This is a genomic window from Ligilactobacillus apodemi DSM 16634 = JCM 16172 (assembly GCF_001434405.1).
Classification (GTDB): Bacteria; Bacillota; Bacilli; order Lactobacillales; family Lactobacillaceae; genus Ligilactobacillus; species Ligilactobacillus apodemi.
Genome location: NZ_AZFT01000053.1, coordinates 238,571 through 257,815, shown reverse-complemented (window position 1 = coordinate 257,815; position 19,245 = coordinate 238,571). Strand labels below are relative to the sequence as shown.

Annotated in this window: 13 protein-coding genes and 1 pseudogene; 1 reads left to right on the top strand and 13 read right to left on the bottom strand. The window is 38.4% G+C overall.

The genetic code is table 11. The features are described 5' to 3' along the window. From purF to FC32_RS06465, 13 genes and pseudogenes are all read right to left on the bottom strand, one after another. Complete coding sequence (purF, locus tag FC32_RS06525; RefSeq protein WP_025087124.1) at positions 1 to 1,449, bottom strand: amidophosphoribosyltransferase; 1,449 nt, start codon at positions 1,447 to 1,449, stop codon at positions 1 to 3. Then, complete coding sequence (purL, locus tag FC32_RS06520; RefSeq protein WP_025087125.1) at positions 1,425 to 3,653, bottom strand: phosphoribosylformylglycinamidine synthase subunit PurL; 2,229 nt, start codon at positions 3,651 to 3,653, stop codon at positions 1,425 to 1,427. The genes purF and purL overlap by 25 nt, the downstream gene beginning before the upstream one ends. Continuing rightward, positions 3,650 to 4,333, bottom strand: a complete 684-nt coding sequence (gene purQ / locus FC32_RS06515) for a phosphoribosylformylglycinamidine synthase subunit PurQ (RefSeq protein WP_025087126.1) — start codon at positions 4,331 to 4,333, stop codon at positions 3,650 to 3,652. The genes purL and purQ overlap by 4 nt, the downstream gene beginning before the upstream one ends. After that, positions 4,333 to 4,581: a phosphoribosylformylglycinamidine synthase subunit PurS gene (purS, locus tag FC32_RS06510; protein WP_025087127.1), complete on the bottom strand. Its 249-nt coding sequence runs from the start codon at positions 4,579 to 4,581 to the stop codon at positions 4,333 to 4,335. The genes purQ and purS overlap by 1 nt, the downstream gene beginning before the upstream one ends. After that, positions 4,581 to 5,300 (bottom strand): phosphoribosylaminoimidazolesuccinocarboxamide synthase, encoded by a 720-nt coding sequence (gene purC, locus FC32_RS06505; protein ID WP_025087128.1) that lies wholly within the window; start codon positions 5,298 to 5,300, stop codon positions 4,581 to 4,583. Before purC ends, purS begins: the two co-directional genes overlap by 1 nt. Positions 5,301 to 5,521: 221 nt before the next feature. After that, positions 5,522 to 6,667 (bottom strand): class C sortase, encoded by a 1,146-nt coding sequence (locus tag FC32_RS06500; RefSeq protein WP_056957334.1) that lies wholly within the window; start codon positions 6,665 to 6,667, stop codon positions 5,522 to 5,524. Between the two features lie 78 nt (positions 6,668 to 6,745). After that, complete coding sequence (locus FC32_RS06495; protein ID WP_025087129.1) at positions 6,746 to 8,431, bottom strand: SpaH/EbpB family LPXTG-anchored major pilin; 1,686 nt, start codon at positions 8,429 to 8,431, stop codon at positions 6,746 to 6,748. Next, positions 8,421 to 9,641: a SpaA isopeptide-forming pilin-related protein gene (locus FC32_RS06490; protein ID WP_025087130.1), complete on the bottom strand. Its 1,221-nt coding sequence runs from the start codon at positions 9,639 to 9,641 to the stop codon at positions 8,421 to 8,423. Before FC32_RS06490 ends, FC32_RS06495 begins: the two co-directional genes overlap by 11 nt. Positions 9,642 to 9,644: 3 nt before the next feature. Further along, a complete protein-coding gene (locus FC32_RS06485; RefSeq protein ID WP_025087131.1) occupies positions 9,645 to 12,875 on the bottom strand; it encodes a SpaA isopeptide-forming pilin-related protein in 3,231 nt (1,076 codons plus the stop codon). A 328-nt stretch (positions 12,876 to 13,203) separates the two neighbouring features. Beyond that, complete coding sequence (gene purB / locus FC32_RS06480) at positions 13,204 to 14,499, bottom strand: adenylosuccinate lyase (RefSeq protein WP_025086665.1); 1,296 nt, start codon at positions 14,497 to 14,499, stop codon at positions 13,204 to 13,206. A 22-nt stretch (positions 14,500 to 14,521) separates the two neighbouring features. Further along, complete coding sequence (gene purK / locus FC32_RS06475) at positions 14,522 to 15,676, bottom strand: 5-(carboxyamino)imidazole ribonucleotide synthase (RefSeq protein WP_235722443.1); 1,155 nt, start codon at positions 15,674 to 15,676, stop codon at positions 14,522 to 14,524. Beyond that, entirely contained in the window at positions 15,639 to 16,127 is a 489-nt protein-coding gene (gene purE / locus FC32_RS06470; RefSeq protein ID WP_025086663.1) for a 5-(carboxyamino)imidazole ribonucleotide mutase, read from the bottom strand. The genes purK and purE overlap by 38 nt, the downstream gene beginning before the upstream one ends. Before the next feature lie 183 nt (positions 16,128 to 16,310). Further along, positions 16,311 to 18,334: pseudogene (locus FC32_RS06465) on the bottom strand (KUP/HAK/KT family potassium transporter). 172 nt (positions 18,335 to 18,506) lie between these two features. Here FC32_RS06465 and FC32_RS06460 point away from each other — a divergent pair. Then, the gene (locus FC32_RS06460; protein WP_025086662.1) at positions 18,507 to 19,235 is read left to right on the top strand and encodes a deoxynucleoside kinase; all 729 of its coding nucleotides are present in this window, start codon (positions 18,507 to 18,509) and stop codon (positions 19,233 to 19,235) included. Positions 19,236 to 19,245 lie beyond the last annotated feature (10 nt).

Genomic DNA, 19,245 nt, shown 5'->3' with positions numbered 1-19,245 from the left:
TTAAAGTTTCCTTTCCGTTTGTTGTTTGAGTGAAGCTAAGTAACCAGCTTCATAGTCATAAAGTGGTGTCGGATAATCGCCATCAAAATATGCTACCGTCAAACCGCCATTTTTACTTGCTTTAGCCCCAGGAATAGCAATTGCTTTGATCAGACTTTCAGTACTTAAAAATTCTAAAGAATCTGCTCCGATCAACTCTTTGATCTCTGCCACACTATGATCAGCAGCAATCAATTCAGCCCGTGTCGAAATATCAATTCCGTAAAAGCAAGGAAACCTTAACGGTGGGGAGGCAATTCGCATATGAACTTCTTTTGCGCCAGCTTCTTTTAACAATTTCACGATCTGCTTAGATGTGGTTCCGCGGACAATCGAGTCATCAATGATTGCAACTTTTTTACCTTCAACGACACCGCGAACGGCTGAAAGTTTGAGTTTTACGCCACGTTCACGTAATTCTTGAGTCGGTTGGATAAATGTACGTGCAACATACTGACTCTTGATCAATCCCATTTCGTATGGCAAGTTAGCTGCTTCGGCAAAGCCAGAAGCTGCTGAAAGTGAAGAGTTGGGAACACCGATCACAATGTCAGCATCAACTGGACTTTCCTTAGCTAATAACCGCCCCATCTGTTTGCGCGCAGTATGAACATTTACCCCATGAATGATCGAATCTGGCCTGGCGAAGTAAATATATTCCATTGAACAGATCGCTAACTCAGTATCAGTGGTATAATGATCGATCTGTAATCCATTTTTATCAATAATGATCAATTCTCCTGGTAAAACATCACGCACAAATTTTGCACCTAACATATCAAGCGCACAAGTTTCGCTGGCCACAACGTACGCTCCATTTTTCAATTGACCGATGCACAAGGGGCGAAAACCGTTAGGATCTAACGCAGCAAAAAGCCGATCTTTTTGTAGTAATAAGAAAGCAAAACCACCTTTTACTTCATTTAAACTAGCTTTCAAAGCAGAGACAAAGTCTTTATCGCGTTTTTGACGGATCAAATGGATCAAGATCTCAGTATCTGAATTTGATTGAAATACTGCACCTTGTGCTTCAAGTTGTTTCCGCAAAGTCTTAGCATTCGTTAAATTTCCGTTATGCGCTAAGGCAACATCCCCATCATAAAAGTTAAATAAGAAAGGTTGTAAGTTATTGATCGAATCATTACCACTCGTAGCGTAACGTACATGTCCAATAGCTGATATCCCATCAAGTGCCGCTAAATCAGCTTCATTAGCAAAGACTTCAGATAAGAGACCCTTATTTCTAAATTGTTTTAATTGTTTACCATCACTTGAGACGATCCCTGCACCTTCTTGCCCCCGATGTTGCAAGCTATGCAAGCCAAAATAGGTCAATTCATGGGCCCGCTTAGTATTAAAGACACCGAAGACACCACATTCTTCATTTAGTCCTTTGATTTCATGAGACACGGTATTGCTTCCTCCCATAATTTTTGTGCTGTTGCTACTGGAACACTAAAGTTTTCATCGGTTAAAGTTACTGCTAGATTTTCTGTCGCTGTGACTTCTCCGATTTTTGTAGCAAATTCACCTAAAGCAGTTTCAAATGCTACCTGATCTTTTGGTGAGACACTGACTACAAAGCGACCAGCAGTTTCACTGAAAAGTAATTCTTTGGTCAAGTCCAGTTCGACACTTGCGCCTAAGCCACTGCCAAATAATGTTTCGGCTAAACAAACACCTAAGCCACCTTCACTGGCATCATGACTACTTTGTACTAAACCGGTTTGCATCGTGGTTAAGAGTTTTTTCATGTAATCATTGATCGTCGTTAACTCAACCGGATTTAAAGCACCAAAAATTTTTTTAGTTTGCATTTTTTGTAACTCACTACCCGCAAAATCAGCTTTTGTCTTCACACCGACTAAGTATAATAAGTCACCAGCTTGCTTAACAGTCGATGAAATGATGTGTTTCACATTTTCGATCAAACCGACCATCCCGACCATAGGTGTTCCATAAATAGCTTCCCCGTTATTTTCGTTATATAAAGAAACATTTCCCGAAATAACCGGAGTATCAAAGACTTCACATGCTTTTGCCATCCCAGCGACTGAATGATGTAATTCATAATAAATTTCTGGATCATTAGGATCACCATAATTCAAGCAGTCAGTCATGGCTAATGGTAAAGCGCCACTAGAGATCACATTGGCGCAAGCTTCTACTACTGCCATTTGTCCACCGATCTCAGGATCTAAGTAAACAAAGCGACCATTACCATCTGTTGTCATTGCTAAGGCCTTATTAGTTTTTCTGATTCGCATGACACCAGCATCACTTCCCGGGCCAAGGACGGTACTTGTCCGTACTTGTGAATCGTAAGTTTGCGTAAACATTTCCTTAGAGGCAATCGTTGGCTGTTGCAATAAAGCAAGTAATGTTTGCTTAGCATCAGTAACATCTGGAGTCCAAGGTGCCATTTCTTTGGCTTCTTTTAAGCGTTTAGGCATCTGTTCTGCACTAGGTTCTTCTAAAACATCGTCAGTTAATGTTGTAACGGGAATATCAGTCACAACTTCACCATGATGTTTCAAGACATATTGCCCATCGTCGGTAACACGCCCAATCACGACGGCTTCCAAATCAAATTCTTTAAACAGTTTGATCACATTTTCTTCATAGCCTTTACGCACACAAAGGAGCATTCTTTCTTGGGATTCCGACAACATGATCTCGTATGGTGTCATTTCAGTTTCACGTTGAGGAACTTTTTCTAACTCTAAAACTAAACCACTACCGGCTTTTGAAGCCATCTCACAAGATGATGATGCAATTCCTGCGGCACCCATATCTTGGATTCCGACCAACCAATCAGCATGTTCATGAGTTAATTTTAGACAAGCTTCCATTAAAAGCTTTTCCATAAATGGATTACCAACTTGGACTGCCGAACGTTGTGTCTCTTTTTCATCGCTAAAATCACTTGATGCAAAAGTTGCTCCGTGAATGCCGTCACGCCCAGTTTTAGCGCCAACATAGATCACAGCATTACCGACTCCAGCAGCGCGACCTTTTTGCATATCTTTTTGTTCCATCAAACCAACGCTCATTGCATTGACCAAACAGTTACCACGATAGCAATCATCAAAAGTCATTTCACCACCGACAGTTGGAATTCCCATACAGTTACCGTAACCACCGATCCCGGCAACCACACCATTGACCAAATATTTTGTCCGTTCGTCAGTTAACTCGCCAAAGTGTAACGAGTCCAAAGAAGCAATTGGTCGAGCACCCATACTGAAAATATCACGTAAAATCCCGCCAACACCGGTAGCAGCTCCTTCATATGGTTCTACTGCTGAAGGATGATTGTGACTTTCGGCTTTGAAAACTACGGCTAGATCATCGCCAATATCAACGATCCCTGCCCCTTCACCAGGGCCTTGCAAGACGCGTTCATTTTTATTGGGGAACAATCGTAAAACAGGCTTTGATTTTTTGTAAGAGCAATGTTCACTCCACATGACAGCAAACAAGCCGGTTTCGGTATAGTTAGGCAAGCGATGTAATAACTTGTCGCAAATATAATCATATTCTTTTTGCGTTAAGCCCCATTCAAGATATGGTTTGAGAGTTTGGATCTCTTTTGGTGTTAATTCAGCCATTATTTTCCCTCCGTTTTGACCGTACCTGATGTCAATAATGATTTAAAGACGCGTAAGCCATCTTCATTGCCAAGCAAAGCTTCAACTGCTCGTTCTGGGTGAGGCATCATCCCTAACACATTTCCCCGTTCATTACAGATCCCCGCGATGTCATGCAAGCTACCGTTAGGATTTTCTTTGGCGTAACGAAAGACAACTTGACCATTTTCTTCTAGTTGCGCTAACGTTTCTTCATCAGCATAATAACTTCCATCGGCGTGAGCGATCGGCAAATTGATCACTTCACCATTCGTATATTCATGAGTAAATGGTGTTTGAACATTTTCAACGACTAACGGAACTGTCTTGCACACAAACTTTAAGCTATTATTTTGCTTAAGTGCGCCAGGCAATAATCCCGCTTCGGTCAAAATTTGAAAACCGTTGCAAGTTCCAAAAACTGGCTTACCTTCATTAGCCATACGCACGATCTCAGGCATCACTTTTGAGAAACGTGCAATGGCACCACAACGCAGATAATCACCGTACGAAAAGCCACCTGGAAGCATTACTGCGTCAAACTCGCTGAGATCTTCACATTTATGCGACACATATTCAACATCGGCACCTAAAACCGTGTGTAAGGCTTCATAAAGGTCAATATCACAATTAGACCCTGGAAAGACAACGACTGCGATTTTCATTAAACTTCCTCCATCACTTTATATTCATAAGTTTCAAGGTTAAAGTTCACCAATAGTTCTTCGGCAATTTCTTTGACTGCCGTTGAAATATCTTTTTTAGTCGGATCTAATTGAACATCGAAAAATTTACCAACTTTTACATCTGCAACTTCATCGTGTCCAAGTGCATGGATCGCTTGTTTGATCGTATCTCCTTGGGGGTCAAAAACTGATTCCTTATAAGTTACATAAATTCGTACGTTTGTCATTATTTTTCCTCCTCTAAAGCTACTTTTAAGCGATTTAAAACTTCTTCGTAAACTGGGGTCAACTCGCCTAGATCTTGGCGGTAAACATCTTTATCTAAATGGGCTTTAGTTTCCTTATCCCACAAACGACAATTATCAGGGGAAAATTCATCGGCTAAAACTAAAGTTCCATCACTTAAACGTCCAAACTCTAATTTGAAATCAACTAAGATCATATTTGCTTTTAAAAAGAGTGCTGATAAAAGTTGATTAACTTGACGCGAAAGTTCCCATAATTGAGCCAACTCTTCTTTTGTCGCTAAACCTAAGGCTAATGTCTGTGATTCGTTAATAAAAGGATCATCTAAGGCATCACTTTTATAGTAGGTCTCTTCCACTGGTGTTTTAAAGACTGTGCCATCTTCAATACCAAAACGAGTAACAAAATGCCCGGTCGCAATATTGCGAGTAACTGCTTCAAGCGGAATGATCGTAACTTTACGCACTAACTCTTCTGTAGCAGAGAGCTTTTTAATAAAGTGAGTCTTTAATCCTTTTTGCGTCAAATACTCAAAAATAAGCGTTGAGATTTCATTATTGATCTGACCTTTACCTTTGATCTCATCTTTTTTCTTACCATTTAACGCAGTTGCTTGATCCAAATACACGACCCGTAATACTTCTGGATCATCAGTACTCCACATTTGTTTTGCTTTTCCGGTATAAATTACTTCTCCCATGGTGATCATCTTGCTCCTTTAATTTAAATACGAACTTTTTAAAAGCACAAAAGACATTTCATTCGTTATTTCACAATAATAAGATAACAAAATCTCTAAATATCGTCAATAAAAAAAGACGTACATTTTATTTTTAAGAATATAAAAAGTACGACTTTATACAAAATTAAATTTAAAAACAATTTACATTTTACACAATGTAACCTAAAAACCGAACAAATTCATCTGTGACGCCATTTAAAGATTCCATTAAGGTAACTAATAACACTTGCTTGTTTTTTCCGTGGGTAAAGCATGCCAGCAGTTTGACTTTTCTGCTTTATACCAGCAATAATTCGTTGTGAACGTTTAGCATTTGGTTCTTTTACACTGTATAAAGCCCCTGGTAAATCAGTGAATGAAACTTTACCGGTCGCATCGCTTGCAACAACATACGGCTTTTGTGCCCGCAAAAGATTTTTCTTACCTTTTTTGTCATACAACCCAAATTTGATCCCTGCAAGTGGTGCTCCAGTCTCAGAAACACAGTAAAAGCTTAAATCAAAATGCTTTTTACGTAAAATCGCTGCGTGCATCGTTTTAAACAATACATATAATAAAAAGCCAAATAACAACACACATCCAGCTAAGATCAACCCTTGTTGCAACATAATGTTACGATCAGTATCTTTGATTTGTTGATCCATTTCAGCTGTATACGGCACACGATGTCCCTTTAAGACTAAGCGGTGTGTATTTAACATATATGGAGTACACGTCAGTAGCGAGGCAATATCTCTCCCCGATTCGACTGCTAAAACAGACGTATCCGTTGGTAAAACAGTCTTGATCGACTCGATCTCATAGGCGATTTTTTGGTTATACACTTCAAAAATGAAGATGTCGCCTTTTTTTAACTTATTTAAGTCGGTAAAAAGCTTTCGTTCAGGTAAACCACGGTGACTTGAGACAACACTGTGCGTACCGACACCACCGACAGGAAATGACGTTCCATCTAAAACGGCCGCCCCATATTGGATCGTTTTACTATTAGTTGTATCAAACAACGGTAAATTGACATTGATCTTAGGGATGATCACATTACCGATCAAATGCTCTTTTAAGTTTGTCTTAGTTGATTCCGAGGCATTTTTAAACGGATCACTTGCCGTATTTTGTGATATTTGCTTATTCTTTTCCTGTAAGGCTTTGAGTTGTGCTTGATTAGCCGCATTATTTTCCTTAGAGATCCTACCGATCCGATATTGATCGATAAAATTATTCAAAGCTCCCACATAGAAAGGATACAGTGCAATCACGATTCCAATGATAAAAACCGCGACCAGCCCCACTTGCAACCAAGCCCTATTTTGCTTCTTTTTTTTCATATTTTTTCCTTTCTTTGATATTAGAAAAAGGGTTGAGAATAACTCCCAACCCCTTTATAACTATTTAACGTTTAAATATTAAACATTATCATTTTTGTTAACACGACGGAACCATGCATAAGCACCTGCCATTAAAGCAAGACCTGCAAGTAAGAAGATGTAGATCCCGTAACCACCAGTTGAAGGTAAGAGACCCTTCTTAGCGTTTTTAACTTCGACTGGATTTGCTTTTGTTGTCTTGTATGAATCACGTTCAACTGTAAATTCTACATTTCCACCTTTAACATAACCTTCTGGAGCCTTAACTTCGACTAATTCATAATCAGCATATGGTAAGTATTCTAATTCGATCATACCTTTTTCATCTGAAGTATAAACAGTTGCTTTGTTGATGTCAGAAGTCCATTTTTGTTCTGTACGGTTACCAGCGTTGTCTTGGTTGAACTGTACATAAGCTTTTTGTTTTACATCGTAAACCACGAATTGTGCACCTGCTAAAGCAGCATTTGATTGTGCATCAACCTTCTTGAAGTTGTAACCACCAACAGCCAATGGCTTGTGAGCTTGGTCTGCCATCACTACCGCAGCACGAGATGCCAATAGTGAAATTGAGTTTTGAGTTGCTGTTTCATCAGTTGAAACTTGTTCACCGGATGTTGTATCAGCTGTAGCTGTGATAGAGTTATCGACTGGGTTATCCAAAGATGATTCTGTCTTAGCTAAGTAAGCATAGTAAGTAATCACTAGAGTTTCACCAGCTAAGTCAGCATTGTCAGCACCAGTAATGTTTAAAGTAAATTTGGAGTTACCGCCTTCTTGACGATCTTCTTCATACTTAACTGTTGCATTAATAACCTTGTCACCAATTTTTACTTGAACGTTGTCACGTAAAGTAGCAGGATCAGCGTTAAGTGTATCAACGATCGTATCTACAACTTTTCCATTTTCAACAGCTACTTGTTCTGGTAAAACAATACCAACACCTGGGTCATCGACGATTTCGATCCCACTGTTTTCAGCAAAAATTGTTGAAGAAGGCACATGGTATGTTACTTCATATTGCAATAAGCGACCAACACGAGGAGATAACACAGTGTCATTGATCGCACCTAAACCTGTCCAGTTTGTATGGTGGTGAACAGTGTCATCAACTAATTCTTTGGAGATCTTACCTTCGTAGTTATCGTTATTTTCAGCGTTTTTTGGATAAACATGGATATCACTCAAAACGTTTGTTGTTACTTGACCATTTGCATCGTAAGCGTAAACTGGCATTGTCAACACGATTGGTGCAGCTTTTTCAACGATTGCAGATGGTGACTTTGTTTCTAAGATAATGTATGTTTTAAATTCATTACCAGCTTTTGTATCTAAGCCACTAAAAGTTACGTCACCATTTTTATCTGTTAATTTTTGGTCTGCAGCTACATTTGCTGGAGTTGCATTAGTATATTTTTCAACTAAAGCAGCTGTTGCATCTTCTGCAGTACTACCTGAAACTTCTTTGATATATTCATCTGTAATATCATAAACCGTAAAACCAACGTTTGGTAAAGCATCCCCACCAAAGTCACTCATGATATTACCGGTATTTTGAGTTGGTGCTGGTGTTTCACTGTCAAACACACGTTTATGCACCGTCACATTGACTTTGTCAGGGATCGTTTCATCCGCTGAAACTGATTTAACACTAGCCAAACCAGGTACAATGATTGAAGCTAGTAACAAGATACTCATAAAAATTGCTTTAAGCTTATTTTTCATTACTTCCACTTCCTTTGCTTACTTTTTTTAATTTATATAATTGCATTGCTGCTAAGATTACCATCAAGACCCCAATTAAAGAGATCCATTCTTTTTGTTCACCTAACTGGGCTAACATGCCACCGATACTTGAATCAGTCGCATCACCTTTTGCGTTAGTTGAACTAGCAGTTGTTCCTCCAGTTGAACCACCATTACCTGATTGGCCTGGAGCACCTGAAACTACTTCATTATCGGTATTTGAAGACGAATCAGCTGGATCTTTTTTACTATCACTTGTTTCATCTTCTTTATCAGTTGTAACTGCATAGTTTAAAACTTTTGGTGCTTGCGTAAATGAGCTTGGAACCATTCCAGCCACTAATTCAGCTAAAACAATTCCGTTTACACTAACCTGGGTATCAGTAACTTTCACCACAACATTTTTAGCTTCAGTTGAGATCTGATAACCAGTTGGTGCACTAATTTCTTCAAAGAAATATTCGCCATTGGTCAAACCAATATCACATAAAACTAAGCCATTTTCATCTGAGACAAATACTTTTAAGTTAGCATCTGTTGCTGGCGTTTTACTTGCAGTAAATTCTGTCCCAGTAGTAGTTAAATATTGCTTTTCGCCTGAAACTATCTTACCTAAGACAAACTTAGCGTTGGCCAATGGTGCGCTAACTTCATCTTTAACGCCATACTTGTAAAAATATGGTGCTCGTGTCAGTTTGACTGGTTTAGCATACAACTCAAAACTTGTTTGTACACTTCCATCTTCATTGACCAACGGTAAAGCAAATGCGAGTGGCATGATCGTTTGCCCATCTATGATCTCATCTTGGACGATCAAATATGCCCCTTGATTTGCAGCTAGCTCAAATTGTGCTTTACCATTGGCAGCAGTAGTTACACTTTGGAGCTTTGTGATCTTATTGTCAGCTAGATAAGTTTTTACTTGACTAGCTGACATTTGCGCAAAACTTTCCAAAAATGCCTCTGCTTTTGCAGTCGTCTTTTGTTGCGCATATTCTTGGCTAAGATCATACAGTGAAAGTCCTACTCCAGCAGCCGGAATAAGCGAACTGCCATTAGGATTTTCAACTTGATTTTGCACCGTGATCTGTACTTTTTGTAAACTGCCGTCATCGGCTTTAGCCACGATCCCTTGCAGTGAGAACATTAAGGCGATCATCAAAAACATTACTTTAAATAACCTTTTCATGACCTACACCCCTTTTCTCTTACGAAAGACCGTGATCCCACTACCAGATAAGATGATCAAAATAAGACCAACGATCGCATATAACAAGATCCCTTGTCCCCCAGTTTTTGGTAAAAGACCAGCTGGGTAATTTTTGATCGTTAAAGTCAACGTGTTTTGACCATCGTCAGTTAAAGTAAAGTCAGCATTCTTATCAGCTTCTACCGTACCACTAGCAGTGATCGTAAAGTTGATATCTTCGGTTAACTTCACGTAACCTTCTGGAGCTTTTGTTTCTTTTAAGGTATATGATCCTGGTTTAAGATCTTTAACCGTAAAGATGCCATCAGTACTTGAAACTACTTCATAAGCGTTACCGTTTGCATCAGTTACGGTAAATTCAGCTCCAGCTAATTCTTTTTGCGTATAACCATTGATTTTTTTAATGGTCAACGTTGTGTCTTTAAGCGTATTTTCACGCGCGATAAATAAATCAGCTGAACCTTCACTTGCTAAATAAAGTTGATTCTTAGCTGTTGGTGTACTTGCCGTGATCTCTTCGCCATTTTCGTCAAACCATTTTTCATCTTCCCACTTAAATTTGACCAATGTTTCGTCTAATTCGTAACCTGTAGGAGCAGTGATTTCACGTAAAGCATAGTGACCAGACTTAAGTTCACTTAAAACTTCTTCTGTGTTAGCAACGATTTGTTTAGTAAAGCTTTCATCGATCGTTTGCCATTCATCAGTGTAACGAATCAATTCAAACTTAGCGTTGGCTAACTCTTCTTTATTTTGGTTATATTTTTTAACTGTCACACTACCCGTTTGCATTGCTGTATTTTCTACTGCAAATTCAATTTGGTTAGTATCAGTATCATCCTTAGCAAGCGTTACCTTTAAATCGGTCGGTTGCTTTTCAAATTCAATTTCACCTTTGGCTGTGATCGTGAATTTGATTGGATCTTCTAAAAGATGATAATCTGCTGGAGCTTTCGTTTCCGTTAAAGTATAAGTTCCTGGTTTTAAATCCTTGAAGTTAAGCTTAGTCTTAGCTTCATCAGCGTATTCAAAAGCAATTACTTCACCTTGATCATTTGTTAACTCAAATTCTGCCCCTGAAAGACTATTTCCTTCAGTGTCAGTTTTCTTTAACGTCAATTCAAATGCTTTTAACGTATCGACCTTCACTCCAGTCAAGATGTATGCATTTTCATTTGAAAGGTTCAAATAAAAACCATCTTTGTCTTGCTCACCTTTTGTAGTTGTGATTTCTTGGCCTGCTTCATCATAGAACTTACCATCTTTTACACTAAATTTAAGTGGTGTTTGATCTAATTCATAACCCGTAGGAGCTTTTGTTTCGATCAAAGCATAATTTCCATTAGTGATATTTCCCGTAATATCTTTGGAATTTCCGCTTAATTTTTGTGAGAAATCTGGATCTTCTGTGACAAAATCGTCAGTATATTTAACTAACTTAAATTCTGCCCCAGATAATTTATCTTGTGATTCGGCAGCTCGCTTTTCAACTTGAACCCCTAGTTGAGTGTTAACGATCTTCCATTTATTATCCCCAATGTGTTCGATCTGTGTATTAAAGCCATCAACAGCGGTTTCTTCACTGACTGTATATTTATAGTCATTACCAAAACCATCATATTTTGCTAAATACACTTGACTTGATCCAACGGTTAACTTTTCAAATTTTTTCTGCCAATTATCAGCGACGGTCAAAATACCAGTTGCTTCTCCCCAAGCACCATTAGTGGCATTTTCACGAATCACTTTAAAGCTGATATCTTCTGGCAAGGTTACGTCATCACTAAACGTCTTCCATTCTTTAGTAACTTCAATGCTTGTCCCTGAAGCTTTACCCGAAGGAACCCCGAATTTTGTATCACTGATATCATCGGCTTTAAAAACAGCTGTGCCACTGATTTGATACCAATAATCCGGTTTAAAATTCTCTGTCCCAGTCTTCAAGCGCACTTGGTAGTGAAGTTGAATTTCTTCGTCTTTACTCAAGTTAATACCATTTAAAGTTATGGTGTTGCCTGAACCACCGATCCAAGGAAGTGCAGCCGTTCCCACAGTTTTTGAGCCAACAGATTTTACAGTTGCAGCATTAGCATCTACATATTCGTACTGACTGCCTAAAGGTATTGTAGCTGTACCATTACTGATCGTGCTAAAACTACTGATAATATTTTCAGTCTGACTATCTAAATAGTTAGTGATCCCAGCAGCAGATGTAACCGATTCATAATGTCCTGGACTCGCTAATTTTTGCATGTTCGCTTGATATTGATTTGCAATATTAATACCCAACGCCCGTAACGAAATACCTTGGTTTTTAATCAAACGTGCTTCACCTAAAGTAGCGGGCCATGTTGTATTTATCGAATGACCATTAACGGTATATGATGAAATACTCGTGGAAGTTCCATCGCCATCCATATGATTGTAGTCAAAACTTGTCCCGTATACGGTACCATTCTCAGTAATAGCACTCTTCACTCTAAAGGAACCAGTAGGCTCACCATCCGTTAATAGGATGATCATTTTCTCGTCACCGCTACCTTTTTCTAACATCGGTTCCGCTGCATGAAGTCCGTTTTGGGTATTTGTACCACCTGTTGGACTATTATCGTTAAGCATACTATTTATCTTAGTTGCATTAGTTGCTGCACTAGCCAATTCAACTGTAGTTAAAGACGAGTAGGTATATGTGACTAAGCCCACATTAACATTATTCTCTAATCCAGCTTTTTTGATATCTGTAAAGAAGTCACTAATACCTTTCTTAATATAGCTATACCTACTATCGTTATTCATACTTGCAGACCTATCGACTACAAAAACCAAATCAAGTGTTTTGGACTGTTTGATCGTATTACCTTTGATATTGGTATAGACATCAAATACCCCAGGTGTGCTCGTTTCGCGGGCATATTGGCGGATCGCATAGTCTGGATCACTAGCATTGCCATAGTTGAAATATGAATTAGTAAGATTGCTTGGATCTCCATTCCAGCTTGTATTCCCATCATAACCAGAACTTGTGCCCCCTTGGTGGTTGATCACATTTTCTTGGCCGGTTGGTTGCCATGATGCAGCTGGATAAATTCCTTTATCATCACTGTTATATTTAGGCGCTAAGCCCGAATCCGCAATAATCGTTTGTGGACTGAACATCGGAAAAATTAAGCATATTAATGCAATAACTGTCAATATTTTTCTAAACATTTTCATCCCTTCATCTCCTTTCCTGCTTAATACACTGTTTGATCATGTAACACCTCCAACAACTATCGACTTCCCCACATAGATAGATTCAAATTACATACAAATACATAGCTTAAGTTTTAAATATTATACCTAAAATTATATATATTGTATTCAAATTTTATCTTATATGATTACTCTCATTTTGGCAACGGTTTTACTAATTAATTTTTTATAAATATAATCAATAATTAATTATTTTATTGATTAAAAATTATAAAAAAGCAAAAAAATAGTATCTCCAGTACGAATATCCTTCGTATTAGAGATACTATTTAACATTATTTTTTTCTAATTATTCTAAACCAACTTTTTTAAAGATATCATCAATATGACGTAAGTGCCAATGGTAATCAAAAGCATCATCTAAGTCTTCTTTAGATAACTTACTCATGATCGTTTCATCACTTTCAAGTAATGGTCTAAATTGTGTTTGTTCGTCCCAAGCTTTGGCAGTGTATGGTTGCACTAAATCATAAGCTTCTTCCCGACTCATACCTGTGTCGATCAACTTAAGTAAGACACGGCCACTGTAGATCAAACCAAAAGTCCGATCCATATTGCGCTTCATATTTTCTGGGAAGACCGTTAAGTTCTTAACGATGCGCCCGAAACGGTTCAACATGTAATCGATCAAAATCGTCGTATCTGGTAAAATGATCCGTTCAGCCGAAGAATGTGAAATATCACGTTCATGCCAAAGTGGCACATTTTCATAAGCAGTTACCATATGGCCACGGCAAACACGCGCTAGACCACAAATATTTTCAGAACCGATTGGGTTACGTTTATGTGGCATTGCAGAAGAACCTTTTTGACCCTTAGCAAAATATTCTTCAACTTCACGAGTTTCTGATTTTTGCAAACCACGAATTTCAGTGGCAAATTCTTCTAAACTCGTAGCAATCAAAGCTAAAGTAGCCATATATTCTGCGTGAAGATCACGTGGCAAGACTTGGCTAGAAACTTCTTGCGCACGAATTCCTAATTTTTCACAAACATATTCTTCAACAAATGGATCAATATTAGCGTAAGTACCTACCGCACCACTGATCTTACCGGCTTCAACACCCTTAGCAGCATGATCAAAACGCTCGATATTACGTTTCATTTCTGAATACCAACGAGCTAACTTAGCTCCAAAGGTTGTTGGTTCGGCATGAACACCATGTGTCCGTCCCATCATAACAGTATTCTTATGTTCACGTGCCTTATCTGCAACAATTTCAGTGAAAGCTTCAAGATCTTTACGGATAATATCGTTAGCTTGTTTTAATTGGTAACCATACGCCGTGTCGACCACGTCCGTACTTGTCAAGCCATAGTGGACCCATTTCTTTTCATCCCCTAAAGATTCAGACACATTACGCGTAAAAGCAATGACGTCATGATGAGTGACAGCTTCGATCTCCCGAATGCGGTCAACGTCAAATTTAGCGTTAGCTTTTAGTTTTTCAACATCTTCACTTGGAATATGTCCTAACTTAGCCCAAGCTTCGTCGGCAGCTAATTCAACTGCTAACCAACATTCAAATTTCTTTTCATCTGTCCAAATGGCAGCCATTTCTGGACGTGTATAACGTGATATCATTAAAAAATCTCCTTTGACTCTATTAATCCCATACTTTAGTTGCTGTGATCTCAGCTAAAGTCGTTGACAAATCGTTTGTTAAAATTGTGATATGCCCCATCTTACGATCATGGCGCACATCTTTTTTGCCATAATCATGAAAATGCCATTGTGGTTTTTGGGCGATCAAGGCTTCACTTCCTGCCTTATGTTGCCCCAAAACATTGACCATAACAGCCGGACGTAATAATTCGATCTGTGGTAAAGGCCAATTTAAAATTGCACGATTATGAATATCAAATTGCGAAAAATTGCAAGCTTCGATCGAAAAATGTCCTGAATTATGCGGACGTGGCGCTAGTTCATTAACATAGATCTCTTGGTCTTTTCCCACAAAAAATTCTACGCCCAAAATTCCATGTAAATCTAAACTTTCAGCAATTTTAAGCGCAAGTGCTTGAGCTTTGTGTTGTAAATGTTCATCCATGCGCGCTGGAATAATACTTTCATGCAAAATATGATTACGATGAATATTTTCACTAACAGGAAAAACGGTTGTGGCGCCACTTACATTACGCGCAACCATAACTGAGCATTCCATCGAAAAATCGACAAATCCCTCTAAGATGCAAGGTCCTTGTTGTAATAGTTCCTCAGCTTCTAAAAGATCGGCTGACTGCTTAAGTGTTACTTGAGCTTTGCCATCATAACCACCTTCGCAAGTCTTTAAAATACTTGGCATTCCTAGCTTAGCTACCGCTTGTTTGAGCTCCACTTTATTTTTAACAGCCTCAAATGGTGCTGTCTTTAGCCCACTTTCATGCAAAAAAGTCTTTTCAGCTAAACGATTTTTAGTGATCTTTAACAGCCTTGTTCCTTGTGGTAAAAGTTTAGCATCTGTTAGATGTTCAAGTGCTTCTAAATCAACATTTTCAAATTCATAAGTCATAACATCAACGCGTTTAGCTAACTTTTCTAACGCCGAAAAATCATCATACGGAGCCACAATTTGTTCATCTGATGCTTGCCCTGCTGGACAGGTTGGATCTGGGTCTAAAATGACTGTTTTAAGTCCCATTTCCTTAGCTGATAAAACGAGCATTTGTCCCAATTGACCACCACCAATGATTCCGATAGTTCCATTTTGAGCGACCATTTTATTATTCAAGAAGATCACCGCTTTCAACTGCTTTATCATGCATTTCTTTCCGATATGAGAGCAATTTTGCTTGGATATCTTTATCTGTGACACCTAAAATTTGTAAAGCTAACAAGGCAGCATTTTTAGCACCAGCTACACCGATTGCCGTTGTAGCAACGGGAACCCCAGCAGGCATTTGCACGATCGATAATAACGAATCTAAGCCATTTAAAGCTCGTGATTGAACTGGAACCCCAATTACTGGTAAAACAGTATTGGCTGCAATCATCCCTGGTAAGTGAGCTGCCCCCCCTGCACCAGCAATGATAACTTCAATTCCATTTGCAACTGCACCTTTAGCAAAAGACAACATTTCTTCTGGCATTCGATGGGCTGAAATCACAGCCTTATCATATTTTACACCAAATTCATCTAAAACTTCAGCAGTATTTTTCATTGTTTCCCAATCCGAATAACTGCCCATCACAATACTAATTCGATTACTCAAGCTAATCCCTCCCTAAGTGCTTTAAGCATAACAAAGCACTTGAAAATTGTCAAAATAAAAATCGAACTATTATCCAATTTATTCATTTTTTATACGTATAATACTTAAAAAAACAATATTAAATTTCTAAATTAGTTAGAATAACCGAAAGAAGCACCGCAAAATTATGCCGTGCTTCTTTCATCATTCACAAGTACTACGCTTAATATCTTTCGGATTTAAGATCACTCGCTGTTCGATCACTGGTACGCTACGTTTCTTCAAGAAAAGTGGCACTTTTTCAAGATGAACTTCACTTGTCTCTAAACCAAACCACTGAACCGGAGTGGTACTGTGATCTTGTAGAAAGATCCGCGCCGAGATCAAAAGACGGATCCATGGTGAGATCCGCGTATTAGGCGAAAGGACTTCTTGAATCATCAAAACAGAGAAGTTGCCTACAATTCTCCCGGGATTTGTCGTATATTTTTGCGGTTGTTCGTCAATTACATCTTTTTGCATCAAATCTGAAACGATCTGGTAAAGATACAAATTGACACTTGGGCTCATTTTATAGCCTAAATACAGCTGCAGATTAACGATGTTACGTGTTCCCATCATATCGACCGTGTAATAATTAGTATATGGTTCATCGGTAGTATTAACACTGACAAACCAATAAACTTTTGCGCGCTTAGGTTTCTTATCTAAAATCGAGTACAAGATCTCACGTTTGATACTCAAATCGCGCTTAACTTTTGCTAAGATGATCAAATTATCCGTAAAAAGGGGTTCACTTTCATCTTTTGATAAATCGAGTAACATTTGTTTATAGTTACGTAAATTAACCATTTCAGAGCGATCAGCGTATCTTTCACGCACACGATTACCAAAATACCAAGCAACCATCATCGCTAAGATCAAAGCCGTGATCACCGCCGTAATGTAACCCCCGTGAGCAAATTTACTCAAACTGGCGAGTAAGAAAATGATTTCAATTACTCCAAAAACGACTAAAACAAGGTACGCTAATGGTGTTTTTTCTTTCATACGCAAATATTCAAATAATAATAACGTCGTCATAAGCATCGTTAAGGTGATCGCTAGCCCATACGCTGCTTCCATATGCTCGGAAGTTTTAAAGTAAAATAAGACTAATGTAGTACACAAACATAGTAACCAATTGACAGCAGAAATATAGATCTGTCCCCGCGAAAGGCTAGGATGTTCAACTTTCATGCGGGGCAAGACCTTAAGTCCGACTGCTTCTTGGACTAAGGTAAACGAGCCAGTGATCAAGGCTTGTGACGCAATGATCGCTGCTAACGTCGCCAACAAAACACCAAATAAATATAAATTTGGCGATAAGATCGCATAAAATGGATTTTCAAAAGCTTTAGCCGCTTTGATCTGAGCTAAATGTGTGATCAAATATGCTCCTTGACCAAAATAATTTAGTAAAAGCGCTAAGCAAACTAGTGGCCAAGTCAAATAAATATTTTTTCGTCCGACATGCCCCATATCAGAGTACAGCGCTTCTGCACCTGTAGTAGCTAAAAAGACGCTCCCTAAGATAAAGATCCCAACTTTATTAGTCTTAGAAAAAAGTAACATCAGACCATAATGCGGTGATAAGGCTTTTAAAACACTGAAATCAGCAAACATATTACTTAAACCAATGACTGCTAAAAAACCGAACCATAATAACATGATCGGACCAAAACCCTTACCAATAAAACTCGTTCCAAACCGTTGTAATAAAAAAAGAACCAACAAAATCGAAAATGTCACGATAATAACATTACTTTGCGAATTGATCCATACTTTTGAGCCTAAGTAAACACCTTTTAAGCCTTCGATCGCACTTGTGACGTCACTGCTGGTGTTAGTGTTCCATCGGCTAACAACGCTGCTCCACCGATCAATGCAGGGTAAATCAACCATTTCTTGTGCTGTCTAACTAACGCATACAACGCAAATATCCCACCTTCACCGCGGTTATCTGCGCGCAAAGCGATCAAAACATACTTAACAGTAGTCATCAGCATCAAAGTCCAAAAAATCAGTGATAAACAGCCAATCACATATTCTTTAGTTAGATATTGTGGTCCGCCTAGATCAGTTAACAAAGCATTCATTACATACAATGGCGATGTTCCAATATCACCATAAACAATTCCCAATGTGATCAATGCGCCGATAAAAATACGGCTTTTTTGTTGCTTCATCTTCTCACGTGCCTTTCTAAACAAAATATTACTTTGCTTATTGTAATAACATAGAAGAATAATAGTCCTCTTGACCCTATTAGTCAAATATTTTTGATTTAGTTGAGTTTGAAAAAAAACTGTTAAAACTGTAAGATAATTAAGGTACTTAAACTGAGAGGATGAACCTATTATGATCACATTAGCCGGAATAATCGGCTCGGGAAAATCGAGTTTAACTCAACTTTTAGCCGAGGAGTTGAATTCGACTCCTTTCTTTGAACCAGTCGAAGATAATCCTGTTTTACCACTTTTTTATAAAGGAAATGAGATCGCCGCTAAAAAACGACAAGCTGGTGACAAAGATGCTACTAATCCATATGCTTACCTTTTGCAGACCTTTTTCTTGAATCGACGCTTTATGATGATGAAACAAGCAATGCAACAAAAAAATAATATTTTAGATCGCTCGATTTATGAAGATGCGATGTTTATGAAGATGAACACTGATATGGGAAATGCAACTGCGATCGAATATGCTACTTATCAAGAATTACTAGGACACATGTTGACCGAATTAAAACTTGCTTCGCCCACAAATAATGCCGATTTAATGGTTTTGATCAAAGTTTCATATGATACTATGATCAAACGGATCCAAAAACGTGGCCGTGACTATGAACAGATCTCAACTGATCCATCCTTAGTCGACTATTATCAACGGTTATTGCGTTATTACGACGAATTTCAAGCAAATTATCAACTTTCTGAGCTACTTATCATTGACGGCGATAAATATGACTTTGTCGAAAACTCAGCTGATCGGAACCATGTTTTAGATTTGATCGAAGACCGCTTGGTTACACTCGGAAATCTCTCAAAAACACAAGCTAATGATCTTAAAGAAAAACGTTATAACTAAAAAAGGAGCT